12 protein-coding genes are annotated in these 12816 nt (G+C 50.8%); 11 read left to right on the top strand and 1 reads right to left on the bottom strand.

Features of this window, described 5'->3' with window-relative positions:
- The first annotated feature begins 231 nt into the window (after positions 1-231).
- The 11 genes from GPK83_RS07675 to GPK83_RS07625 all read left to right on the top strand — a co-directional run bounded on the left by GPK83_RS07675 (position 232) and on the right by GPK83_RS07625 (position 11532).
- On the top strand, positions 232-543 hold the full coding sequence (locus GPK83_RS07675; RefSeq protein WP_015552856.1) for a hypothetical protein: 312 nt from the start codon (positions 232-234) through the stop codon (positions 541-543).
- Positions 544-546: 3 nt separating this feature from the next.
- Entirely contained in the window at positions 547-1602 is a 1056-nt protein-coding gene (locus GPK83_RS07670) for a V-type ATPase subunit (protein ID WP_117470996.1), read from the top strand.
- A gap of 17 nt (positions 1603-1619) precedes the next feature.
- Positions 1620-3548: a V-type ATPase 116kDa subunit family protein gene (locus tag GPK83_RS07665; protein WP_215704455.1), complete on the top strand. Its 1929-nt coding sequence runs from the start codon at positions 1620-1622 to the stop codon at positions 3546-3548.
- Positions 3549-3728: 180 nt separating this feature from the next.
- Complete coding sequence (locus GPK83_RS07660; RefSeq protein ID WP_015552854.1) at positions 3729-4160, top strand: ATP synthase subunit C; 432 nt, start codon at positions 3729-3731, stop codon at positions 4158-4160.
- Between the two features lie 45 nt (positions 4161-4205).
- Positions 4206-4514 carry a V-type ATP synthase subunit F gene (locus GPK83_RS07655; protein ID WP_117470998.1) on the top strand — a complete coding sequence of 103 codons (309 nt, stop codon included), beginning with the start codon at positions 4206-4208 and terminating at the stop codon, positions 4512-4514.
- 1 nt (position 4515) lies between these two features.
- The gene (locus tag GPK83_RS07650) at positions 4516-5169 is read left to right on the top strand and encodes a V-type ATP synthase subunit E (protein WP_021904020.1); all 654 of its coding nucleotides are present in this window, start codon (positions 4516-4518) and stop codon (positions 5167-5169) included.
- 87 nt (positions 5170-5256) lie between these two features.
- Positions 5257-7023 carry a V-type ATP synthase subunit A gene (locus GPK83_RS07645; protein WP_215704454.1) on the top strand — a complete coding sequence of 589 codons (1767 nt, stop codon included), beginning with the start codon at positions 5257-5259 and terminating at the stop codon, positions 7021-7023.
- Between the two features lie 14 nt (positions 7024-7037).
- Positions 7038-8435, top strand: a complete 1398-nt coding sequence (locus tag GPK83_RS07640; RefSeq protein WP_215704453.1) for a V-type ATP synthase subunit B — start codon at positions 7038-7040, stop codon at positions 8433-8435.
- Positions 8436-8447: 12 nt separating this feature from the next.
- On the top strand, positions 8448-9068 hold the full coding sequence (locus tag GPK83_RS07635) for a V-type ATP synthase subunit D (RefSeq protein ID WP_215704452.1): 621 nt from the start codon (positions 8448-8450) through the stop codon (positions 9066-9068).
- Positions 9065-9784: a TIGR01906 family membrane protein gene (locus tag GPK83_RS07630; protein WP_215704451.1), complete on the top strand. Its 720-nt coding sequence runs from the start codon at positions 9065-9067 to the stop codon at positions 9782-9784. The genes GPK83_RS07635 and GPK83_RS07630 overlap by 4 nt, the downstream gene beginning before the upstream one ends.
- 203 nt (positions 9785-9987) lie before the next feature.
- The gene (locus tag GPK83_RS07625) at positions 9988-11532 is read left to right on the top strand and encodes a D-alanyl-D-alanine carboxypeptidase family protein (RefSeq protein WP_215704450.1); all 1545 of its coding nucleotides are present in this window, start codon (positions 9988-9990) and stop codon (positions 11530-11532) included.
- A gap of 135 nt (positions 11533-11667) precedes the next feature.
- On the opposite strand, the gene GPK83_RS07620 is transcribed toward GPK83_RS07625, so the two are convergent.
- Positions 11668-12642, bottom strand: coding sequence for a 3'-5' exonuclease (locus GPK83_RS07620; protein WP_117503610.1), 975 nt, complete (start codon positions 12640-12642; stop codon positions 11668-11670).
- Positions 12643-12816 lie beyond the last annotated feature (174 nt).

Raw genomic sequence — 12816 nt, 5'->3', positions numbered from 1 at the left:
TTTGTGCTAATTTTTTGTTCATTTATAGCATTTTCCGATTATTATAACATTCATGTTATAACAGCATAATTATTATATATTTGAAATTCCTGATTTTCAAGCTATATTATAATGTTACCGGGGTCAGACACCCAGGAAAACCTGACTTGAATTTTACCGCATAAAACTCCGAGGTTTCTGGCCCCATCCCCCCGGATGAGGGAAAATCCTTCTCAGAAAGGAGACAAATCAATGAACAATATCATCAATCAGCTCTCCCAGATTGAAGAAAAGACTGTCGCGATCTTAGACGGCGCTGCTGACAAGAAAAAAACTCTTGCAGCAGAATATGAGGCAAAGACGAAACAGTTTGACGAGGAGCTGAATCATGAAACCGAACTGGAGATCCAGTCCATGCGCCAGAAAATGGAGGCAGAAGCCGCCGCGGAGCTTGACAGGCAGAAAACCGCCGCCGGTGACCAGATCGCCCGCCTGGAACAGCATTACGAAGAAAAGCATTCCTGGTATGTGGACTCCCTCTTCCGTTCTATGACCGAGGTGTGATCTATGGGAAGTCTCATCACTTACAGTGCGATCGCTGCCAAGCTTGCCGCGATGCGCGGGCATTTCCTCACGGATGATGAGTTCTCGGTCCTCGCGGGAATGGAGAATGTACCGGCTGCCGTCGAATACCTGAAAAGTTCTCCCGCCTACAGGGATGTTTTTTCCGGTGTTGAAAATGAGGAACTCCACAGAAGTAAGATCGAAGAGCTTTTGTGGCACTCCCTCTACGGTGATTTCTCAAGGCTGTTCCGATTCGCAAACGGAACCCAGAGAAAATTTCTGGATCTCTACTTTCTCCATTTCGAGATCGATGTCATGAAACGGTGTCTGAGGGACGCGGTTTCCGGAAAACGCTCAGATCTGAACTTTAAGAGCTTTGAGCCCTTCTTCCGAAAGCACTCCCACCTGGATTTCACCGCCCTGACTGATTCAAAAGATCTGGACGAATATCTGGACAGCATTCAGAACACCCCTTATTATGGTCCGTTAAAGGACTTAAGGGATCAGGGCATCACTTCCCTGTCTGAGTTCGAATCTGCTCTGGACATCCTGTACTTCATCCGTTTCTGGAAAAGTTTAAAAGACCAACTTTCAAAAGACGACCGGGAGGCCATCGCCGACTGTGCCGGTGAAAAGATCGATCTTTTAAATATTGAATGGCTCGCAAGAGCGAAACGCCACTACAAATTATCTGCCGATGCCATTATGGAGCTTCTGATCCCCGTATGGCACCGTTTAAAAAAGTCTCAGGCAAGAGAGCTTGCCGAAGCGCCGTCTATAGAGGAATTCGACCGGATCCTAAAGGGGACCCGCTACGGAAACCGGATCTTTCGGGCATCCGGCGAACAGCAGGAGAATCCGGAACTGCATTCCCTGTTCCGGGCGCTTCTGGATGCTGTGTACAGCAAATCCGGACGGAATGATCCGTATTCCGCGGCTGCGTTAAACAGCTACTTCTATTTTAAGGAAGAGGAGATTAGAAAAATCATCACCACCGTTGAGGGGATCCGTTACAGCCTTGGCAGTTCAGAAATTCTCACCTGCCTGGCAGAAAGTTAGAAAAGGGGGTATGCTTTGTGATCGAAAAAATGAAATTCGTCAGCATCTCCGGGCCAAAGAACGATCTGGACCGAATGGTCAACCAGTATCTCTCCCACTATGAGATCCAGCTGGAAAACGCGCTGACCGAATTAAGATCCGCATCAAAATTAGAACCATATCCCGGAACCAATCCATACCGGGAACCGCTTCAGAAAGCGCAGAAACTTCTCGCTTCCTGTCCCGGCGCAAAACAGCAGGAGATTTCCACCGGAACAATGCCTGTGGAGAACGCCATCACACTTGTAAATGACATGGATACGGAGCTCGCCGCCTCCGATGAGGAGCGGGAGTCCTTAAAGGCAAAAGAAAAAGAAGTCTCTTCCCTGTTGGATCAGGTACGCCTGTATGTGGAACTGGACTTCGATATTCCGGCAATTCTGAAGCTGAAGCACATCAAATACCGGTTCGGACGTATCAGAAAGGAAAGTTTCCCACAGCTTCAGGCATTCGCCGACCGCTCGGATGAGACGATCCTGTTCAAATGCCACGAATCAGACCACTATATTTCTTTGCTCTACTTCACACCGGATATCACCTCCGACCGGATCGACACCGTCTTCTCGTCCCTGCAGTTCGAGAGGATCTATCTCCCGGATGAGTACGCCGGAACCCCGAAGACCGAGGTCGAACGTCTGGAAAACGAGCTTGCAAATCTGAAAGCAAAGGAACAGGCCCTGGACGCAAAAGATTCCGGGTACCTGCTGACGAGACAGACCGGTCTCCGGGATGCCAGCCAGGTGCTGAAATCCTATGAAGCAAACTTCAATGTGAGAAAGTATGCGGCATGCACCCATGATAAGGATCATCCGTTCTACATTCTCTGCGGCTGGATGACAAAAGAGGACGCGGAAGCTCTCCACAGGGACCTCGCAAAGGACGCGGACACATTCTTCGTCTTAGAGGACAGCAAAGAGCACGTGACTAGCATTCCGCCCACCAAGTTAAAAAACATTCCGCTGCTGCGGCCGTTTGAGATGTTCGTAAAGATGTACGGACTTCCGTCCTACGGCGAGTTTGATCCGACGCTTCTGATCGCCATCACCTACTCCATCTTCTTCGGCTTCATGTTCGGAGATGCCGGACAGGGACTTGTCCTTCTGATCGGAGGTTTCCTGCTCTATAAGTTCAAAAAAATCGATCTGGCAGCCATCGTCTCCTGCTGCGGATTCTTCTCAACGATCTTCGGATGTCTCTTCGGAAGTGTCTTCGGATTTGAAGATGTGATCCCGGCGCTGTGGTTAAAGCCGACCGAAGCCATGACGGATCTTCCGTTTGTGGGTCGTCTGAACACCGTGTTCGTCGTTGCCATTGCTCTCGGCATGGGAGTCATCCTCTTTACGATGATCTTAAACATGATTACGAGCTTTAAGAACCATGACACCGAAAAGACCTGGTTCGATACAAACGGTCTCGCAGGCTTTGTCTTTTATTTCAGTCTTGCAGCCACCATCGTGATGTTCATGAGCGGACATACACTCCCGGCGGCAGCGGTCCTGATCATCATGTTCGTCCTGCCGCTTCTCGTGATGTTCTTTAAGGAACCGCTCACAGCAGTTCTGGAAAAGAAATCTGAGAAGATCTCCGGTGGCGTGGGAATGTTCATCACACAGGGATTTTTCGAGCTGTTTGAAGTACTCTTAAGCTACTTCTCCAACACGCTTTCCTTCGTCCGTGTGGGTGCATTCGCCGTCAGCCATGCAGCCATGATGCAGGTTGTTTTAATGCTCGCAGGCGCAGAAACCGGAGCACCGTCCATACCGGTCATTGTTCTCGGAAACCTGTTCGTGTGCGGCATGGAGGGCCTGATCGTCGGGATCCAGGTACTCCGTCTCGAGTACTACGAGCTGTTCAGCCGGTTCTATAAAGGAAGCGGCCGGGAATTTAAACCGTTCTACGAGAAATAAGAATAAATGGTAACTGTTCAGTAGGTCTGCGCACTTGCTGCGCTGACCGTAATAAAACATAGGCTGGAAGGCAAAAATCCCATCAGCGAAGCTGATCCGGAATGGATTTTTGCGTGTAACTATGAAGGCACTGAATCGTTACAATAAATGGTAAAATACAGATTTTAGGAGGTCATCGTCATGACAATCGCAGTAAAACTTCTTTTAACCGTTGCACTTATTTTCAGCATTGCTGTCCCCTTCGGAGCTTTCGCCGCAGGTGAAAAGACAAAAGGACGCTATAAAACAGCCCTCGCAGCCAACACCGTAATGTTCTTCGGAACCATGCTCTTCGCCGTCTGCGTACTCTTTGGCGGCACTGCATTCGCAGCCGAGTCCACAGCTGCAGCCGGCGGCATCTCCACCGGTATGGGCTACATCGCAGCTGCTCTTTCCACCGGACTTTCCTGTATCGGCGGCGGCGTTGCCGTTTCCGCGGCAGCATCCGCAGCACTTGGCGCTATCAGTGAGGATTCCTCCATTCTTGGTAAATCTCTTATCTTCGTAGGTCTTGCCGAAGGTGTCTGCCTGTACGGACTTATCATCTCCTTCATGATCATCGGTAAACTTTAATGCCTGACAACATGGCTGAACTATTACCAGGAATGGAGACCGGCTATGAGAATGTATTTGATCAGCGATAATACCGACACGCTGACCGGCATGCGGCTGGCGGGCGTGGACGGTGTGATCGCAAATGAAAAAGGAACGCTGGAAAAGGCGTTGAACGAAGTGTTAAAAGACAAAAATATCGGGATCATCCTGCTCACCGAAGCTCTCGGAAAGAAGTATCCGGAGCTGGTTAAGACGGTACGCACAGAACATAAAAAGCCGCTTCTCATCGAAATCCCGGACCGCCACGGAACAGGACGGCGGCCCGATTTCATCACGGCATATGTAAATGACGCGATCGGACTAAAGTTATAGTATGCACACAGCGGTTCCGTCCGCAGGCGACAGCGATCCGGAACCGCTGCAGATCGATATTGGAATCAAGGAGGTGGCTGCTTTGACAACCGAAGAAAAATTACAGCATTTTGAAGACATCTGCACAGGCGACGCATTAAAGAAATACGAGCAGGCAGTCTCTGATTATACCGCTTATGAGGAAAAGATCCTGAATGAGCATAAAGAAAACGCCAGAAAGCAGGCAGCATTGCAGATCGCTGCCGAAAAAGAGAGGATCGCACGGGAGACCAACAAAAACCTGTCCTTAGGCCAGATCGAGATCCGCCGTTCCTACAGCAGAAAAGATGAGGAACTCCGCGGAAAAGTCTTCTCCGAGCTTCGCGACAAACTGGCGCGGTTCATGGAGACCCCGAAATATGACGCACTCTTAGAGGCGCAGATCAAAAAAGAAAAAGCATTTGCAGGATCCAGTGAGATCCACATCTATATCGACCCGTCCGACAAGGAAAAGCAGAATCTTTTATCCTTAAGGACCGACTGCGACATCCGCGTCAGCCAGTACCCGTTTCTCGGCGGCACGCGGGCCGTCATCGCCTCGAAAAATATCCTGATCGATAACTCCTTTGAGACGAAGCTCAAAGAAGCTGAACAGGACTTCCAGTTCTCACTGTAACTGTGCGATACGTTTCCGCGGGCAGCGCGGTACACGCGCAGACCTGCCGGCCAGTTACTTTTTATAACATTTTTGGAGGAAATCAACATGGCTGCAAAAGGCACAATTTACGGGATCAACGGCCCGATCGTCTATATTGCCGGTGATTCCGGTTTTCAGATGAATGAGATGGTCTACGTCGGAGAGGCAAACCTCGTCGGCGAGGTCATCGGACTGACCTCCGAACGCACAACGATCGAGGTCTATGAGGAGACCACAGGTCTGAAGCCCGGAGAGCCGGTCACAGGAACAGGAGCTCCTGTCTCCGTCACACTTGCCCCCGGCATTATCACAAATATTTTTGATGGAATCGAACGTCCGTTAGCCGCTATCAAAAAATCCAGCGGCTATTATATTGAACGCGGTGTTCATGTAACATCCCTTGATACAGAAAAGAAATGGCAGACCCACATGACCGTAAAGCGCGGTGATCATGTCTACGGCGGCACCATCATCGCGGAGGTCCCGGAGACGAGAGCCATTACCCATAAAGTCATGATCCCGCCGGATCTGGAGGGCGATGTCCTCTCCGTTGTCTCCGACGGTGAATATACGATCAATGATACACTGCTCACGATCATGACAAAGGACGGAACGGAAAAAGCGATCACTATGACACAGAAATGGCCGATCCGCATCCCGCGTCCGACCGTAAAGCGCTATCCGGCATCCAAACCGCTGATCACAGGACAGCGTATCCTTGACACCCTGTTCCCGCTCGCAAAGGGCGGCACGGCGGCGATCCCGGGCGGATTCGGTACCGGAAAGACCATGACCCAGCACCAGATCGCCAAGTGGTCCGATGCCGATATCATCATCTACATCGGCTGCGGCGAGCGTGGAAATGAAATGACACAGGTTCTGGAGGAATTCAGCGAGCTGATCGACCCGAAGAGCGGAAATCCACTGATGGAGCGGACTACGTTGATCGCCAATACCTCCAACATGCCGGTTGCCGCCCGTGAGGCGAGTCTTTACTCCGGCCTGACACTTGCAGAATACTACCGCGACATGGGATACAACGTAGCGATCATGGCAGACTCCACCTCCCGTTGGGCTGAGGCGCTCCGCGAGCTCTCCGGCCGTCTGGAGGAAATGCCGGCCGAGGAAGGTTTCCCGGCTTATCTGGCATCCCGGCTGTCCCAGTTCTATGAGCGTGCCGGAATGGTCCAGAACTTAAACGGAACGGAAGGTTCCGTATCCATCATCGGAGCCGTATCCCCTCAGGGCGGCGATTTCTCCGAGCCGGTCACACAGAACACCAAGCGTTTCGTCCGCTGCTTCTGGGGACTTGATAAGAACCTCGCCTACGCGAGACACTTCCCGGCGATCCAGTGGCTGACCAGTTACTCGGAATACCTCACGGATCTTTCTTCCTGGTACTCTGAGCATGTGGATAAAAACTTTGTCAATTACCGTAACCAGCTCGTCACGATCCTGAATCAGGAAAGCAGCCTGATGGAGATCGTAAAACTGATCGGATCCGATGTTCTCCCTGATGACCAGAAGCTCGTTCTCGAGATCGCCAAGGTTATCCGTCTCGGTTTCCTTCAGCAGAACGCTTTCCATAAGGAAGATACCTGCGTTCCGCTGAAAAAGCAGTTTAAGATGATGGAGATCATCCTTTATCTCTATAAAAAATCCCGTGCCCTCGTTGCCATGGGCATGCCGGTATCCGTCCTCAAAGAAGAAAAGATCTTTGAGAAGATCATTTCCATCAAATATGACGTCCCGAATGACCGTCTCGACATGTTTGACGACTATAAGAAGCAGATCGATGACTTCTACAATTCCGTCATCGAGCGCAACGCATAAGGAGGCAGATCACAATGGCAGTCGAATATCTTGGCCTTAGTTCCTTAAACGGCCCTCTTGCCGTCCTCGAAGGCGTTTCCGGGGCATCTTATGATGAAATCGTGGAAATGACCGTCGACGGAAAAGAAAAGAAGCTCGGACGCATTATCGAGGCGTACGAGGATAAAGCCGTGATCCAGGTGTTTGAGAGCACCGGAAACATGGCATTGAAAAACACTCATACCCGTCTCACCGGACATCCGATGGAGATCGGCGTCTCCGCCGATATGTTAGGCCGTACTTTTGACGGTCTGGGAAATCCCATCGACGGTCTGGGACCGATCTTAGCTGATAAAAAACTGGATGTAAACGGAAAGCCGTTAAACCCGGTAGCCCGTGAATATCCGCGAAACTATATCCGTACCGGTATCTCCGCCATCGATGGCCTGATGACCCTGATCCGCGGACAGAAGCTCCCGATCTTCTCCGGAAACGGACTTCCCCACGACCAGCTGGCAGCGCAGATCGTCATGCAGTCCTCTCTGGGAGACAATTCCGATGAAAAATTCGCCGTCGTATTCGCAGCTATGGGCGTCAAGTACGATGTTGCCGAATACTTTGAACGTACCTTCCGCGAGAGCGGCGTTCTGGACCATGTTGCCATGTTTATCAATCTTGCAAATGACCCGGTCGTCGAGCGTCTGATCACACCGAAGGTTGCCCTCACAGTTGCCGAATACCTCGCATTTGAAAAGGGCATGCATATCCTGGTCATCCTGACGGATATGACCTCCTACGCTGAGGCGCTGCGTGAGGTCTCCTCCTCAAAGGGCGAGATCCCGTCCCGTAAGGGATATCCGGGATACTTATACAGTGATCTGGCATCTCTCTATGAGCGCGCCGGAATCGTCGCCGGAGTCAACGGATCTGTCACACAGATCCCGATCCTTACCATGCCGAACGATGATATCACCCACCCGATCCCGGACCTTACCGGTTACATCACAGAAGGTCAGATCGTTCTGGACCGCAGCTTAAACGGTCAGTCCATCTACCCGCCGATCAGCGTGCTTCCGTCCCTGTCCCGTCTTATGAAGGACGGCATCGGTGAGGGATTTACCCGTGAAGATCATCAGGATGTGGCAAACCAGCTGTTTTCCTGCTACGCAAAGGTGGGCGACGCGAGAGCCCTCGCATCTGTTATCGGTGAAGATGAGCTCTCCCCGATCGATAAAAAATATCTGGAATTCGGCCGGGAATTTGAAAAACGGTTCATCGGACAGGATATCCATGACAATCGTACCATCATCGACACCTTAAACATCGGCTGGGAGCTTTTAGGACTTCTTCCGAGAGAAGAGCTCGACCGTATTGACACGAAGATCTTAGACAAGTATTATAAATCTGCAGACGCCGCTTCAGACGCTTCATAAGGAGGGGATCTCATGAATCCGAACACATTCCCCACCAAGGGAAATCTGATCCTTGCGAAAAACTCCCTCGCCCTTGCGACTCAGGGGTACGGACTGATGGATAAAAAGAGGAACATCTTGCTGCGGGAGCTTATGGGCCTGATCGATCAGGCAAAAGCGATCCAGTCCGAGATCGATTCCACTTTTACCGCCGCCTACAAGGCACTCCAGAAGGCCAATATCGAGATGGGAATCCACTATGTGGAGGAGATCGCAGGTTCACTTCCCGTCACGGATGATATCCGGATCAAGGCGCGCAGCATCATGGGAACGGAGATCCCGCTTGTCGAGTATACACCGTCAAAAGATGAAAAACCGCCTTATTCGTTTTACAGCACCAGCGATTCGCTGGACGAGGCACGGATCGCCTTCGAGCGCGTGAAGGAACTGACCACAGACCTCGCAACCGTGGAGACATCCGCCTACCGTCTTGCCGAGAGCATTAAGAAGACCCAGAAGCGGGCTAATGCACTAAAGAACATCACGATCCCGTCATACCAGGCACTTGTGAAGGACATCACCAACGCCCTGGAGGAAAAGGACCGCGAGGAGTTCACAAGACTAAAAGTAATCAAACGGAGTACCACGAAATGACAAAAACAGCAAAGACCATTACCTACGCCGCCGGGATCTTCACCGCGTTCTGGCTGATCATCGCGTTCCTTATCACGTCCGTTGAGGCGGTCGCCTACTGGATGCCGGGATATTATGAGAAGGAATACACGAAATATCAGGTTCTGAATGATCTTCCTGAAATGACCATGGACGATCTTCTTGACGTCACCGACCAGATGATGGCGTTTCTTCGCGGAAAGCGCGAGGATCTTCACGTATACACCACCATGGGCGGGGAATACCGGGAATTTTTTAATGACCGGGAGATTGCCCACATGGAGGACGTGCAGGGACTCTTCATCGGCGGCCTGTGGCTCCGCCTGATCGGGATCCTGATCACCCTATGCTTCGCGGCCCTGGCTTATTTCTGGGGACGTAAGAGTGCGGAGCGGACAGAGGCGTTAAAGCGCCTGATCCCGAAATCCCTCTGTATCGGCACCGGCGCGGTCTTTGCCGTAGCACTGGCCCTGATCGGCATTATATCCACAGACTTCTCAAAATATTTCATTGTTTTCCACAAAATCTTTTTCAACAATGATCTGTGGGTCCTCGATCCACGCACCGACATGCTCATCAACATCGTTCCGGAAGGTTTCTTTTTCGATACCGCCGCCCGGATCGCGATGGTATTTGCAGGGATCGTTATGGTATTTTTTGTTGGAAATCTGGTATTATATAAAAGAGCCGGCAGATAGATCTGTCGGCTCTTTTTATATCATTTATCGGTTGCAGCCCTGTCTTCAAACTGCTATAATCCATAGTACGAGTACTGTGATCATTCAATCCTTCACAATTACAGGCAAAAATCCATTCCTGATCGGCTGTGCCGATGGGATTTGAGACATCAAAACAGCCGCCACGTCGGGTAAACATGGCGGCAATTTTTTCAAGGAGTTCCATGAAACGAATTTTAAGTATTTTTCTCTGTCTGACGCTGATCCTCGGTTTTTGTCCGGGACAGACGGCATATGCGGCGGCTGAGTGGCCGTCGGAGATCTCGATCTCAGCGGACGGCGGGATCCTAATGGACATCAATTCGGGAGCGGTTTTGTTCGAGAAGAACAGCCATGAACCGTATTATCCGGCAAGTATCACAAAGATCCTGACGGCACTGATCGTGATTGAAAACTGTGGGCTTGATGAGACCGTGACGTTCTCCAACACAGCGGTGAACTCTCTTGAGCCGAACTCCTCCATTCTGGGGGCCCGCGCCGGAGATACGTTAAGTGTCCGGGACTGTCTTTATGCCCTGCTTTTACAGTCCGCGAATGAGGTTGCAAACGCTCTGGCCGAACACTGCGCAGGCAGTATTGATGCTTTTGCGGAGAAGATGAATGAGAAGGCGGCGGAGCTTGGATGTACGGACTCCCATTTCGCAAACCCGAGCGGTCTGAATAATCCGAATCACTATGTGTCCGCTTATGACATGGCACTGATCGCAAAGGCGGCGTTTAATAATCCGACATTTGTAGAGGTTGATTCCACGACGTACTATGACGTTCCTGCGGGGAAATTAAAGCAGTACCCGGATGGCTGGCGCTACTACGCCCACCACAGAATGCTGCGGCGGAATGATTCCCTTTATTACGACGGTGCCATCGGCGGAAAGACCGGTTACACCTTGCTTGCGGGAAATACATTGGTGACATGCGCGGAGCGCGATGGAATGAAGCTCATAGCTGTCGTTCTCAATGGTCACCAGACCCATTATTCCGACACAAAAGCACTGTTTGACTATGGATTTAAAAATTTCAAGTCCGTTCCGGTTGCGGATCAGGACAGCACTTACAGCAAGGTGGCTGATGATCTGACGATCTCCGGGATCTTTTCCGGGAGTGCTACAAGACTCACGGTAAATAAAAACAGCGCGGTGACTTTACCTGCGGATGGGAGCTTCTCCGATGTGACTTCCACACTGGACTACGACCTGACTGACGATGCACCGGATGGGGCGATTGCACGGATCGATTACCGCTATGGGGATAAGCTTGTGGGACAGGCTTATCTGGAGGCGACTGTGACACAGGGATATGTGCCCGGAGCAGTGAATCAGAGCACGGATACCGCGGAGACTGAGACTGTGGCTGAAACCATTCCTTCTAAGGCACCTGACAAGGAAACCGAACCTTCCTCTAAAAAAACGGGCAGCAATAAGACATCCTGGACCTCCTCTCCTGCTTTCGGCATTGTTAAGAAAGTCCTGATCGCTGCCGCTGTCATCGGAGCCATCGGCGGCGCCGTCTCCGGAATCATGATCTATCAGAAAAACAAGGCCCAGAACGAGCGTTTTCTCCGTCATCAGCGGCGCGAAAAACGTTTAAAGGAATGGGGATATTCTTCCACAGAATTTGATATGATCATGGAAAAGCACTTAAGATCCAAGTCCGGGATTAAGCAGCCGGGATTCCGGGAGCGGCTCAGAGATCGTTTTCGGAGACGATAAGTTTTATTTTATGTAAACTAAAAGAGCAGATGTATGCTTTTTGAAGCAATACCTCTGCTCTTTTTCTATCTTTTCACATCCGTTTTTTCAGGAGCAAAGTGCTCAATTGCTGCCGTATCTTCCGGGCTGCCGCCTCTATTCCACTCCATGGAGTTTCTTCTGCCTGCTTTTCTCCGCACGGCGGATCCGGGCCTCCTCTTTTTTCAGGAAAACAGCTTCTGCACCTTCCTCATCCACCGGTTTTACCGTCTTTACGGCAAAAACTCTGCCGTCCTCCGACTTTTTCATCCGGATTTTTCCTTTCATCATGCCGTGTTCCGGACATGTCGCAAGGCAGAGGTAATAGCGCTGCCCCGAGGAAAACCAGCGGATCTTTTTCCTCAACATCCGGCGGCACTTCGTGCAGACAACATCTGTCACCCGCTTCTCCTCCATCGCCTCTTCCTTTGTCTCAAACATCCGGGACACAAACTTCGTGTACTCCGGGAAACGCAGCGTGAACTCCTCATCCTCGCTCTCCGGCGGCATATAGTAGTCCACGGACACATAGTCCTTCACAGACTCAAAATCCATGGCCCGCATCACACGTCCCGTATACTCTGCGTCGCCAAGCGCCCTATGAAACGGCGCGTCCACGTCAAGTGCAAAGGACTCCACCGCCTCATCCAACGAAATTCTCGCCTTTCCGTCCTGATAACACAGGCTGTACAGTTTCTGGACATCATAAAAAAGGAACGGTTTCGGGAACGGGATCGTCATCCCATGATAGACCATGTTCCTCTGCAGTTCCGTAAGGTCCATACTTCCCCAGGTGCAGAATATGCAGTCCTCTCCGCACCATTTAAGGAAATCCTCCATTACCGCCGCAAACGGCTCTCCATCCCGCTCTAACTCTTCGATGGAAACATGGGTCACCTCAGAGATGATCCGGTGCATCTGGCGGTACACGCAGGGACGGATGATCCGGTGAAACTCTGCGACCTTCTCACGCTCTTCATTCAGTTTTACTGCTCCGATCTCAAAGATCTCAAAAGGAAGCCGCTCCACAGACGCTTCTTTACCGCCCGGGTTCTGGTTCCATTCCAAATCAAATACAATAAAATTTTTCATAATACAAGAGTATAGCACAGTTTTTTCTGCCCGTCACTGAGAAAATTGTTGCTGTACACGGGCAGGGATCAGTCGCTTACTTTTTTCTTGCACTCTGTTTCAAATAATCCTATAATAAGCATAGTTTGAGATAGAAAAACTACAGCAACAGCGTTTCCGCCTCTGTAGGATCAC

The organism is Clostridium sp. MCC328 (assembly GCF_018785465.1).
In the GTDB taxonomy this organism is placed as follows: Bacteria; Bacillota; Clostridia; order Lachnospirales; family Lachnospiraceae; genus Pilosibacter; species Pilosibacter fragilis.
The sequence above is the reverse complement of the archived record's forward strand: the minus strand, read 5'-3'. Positions and strand labels throughout refer to the sequence as shown.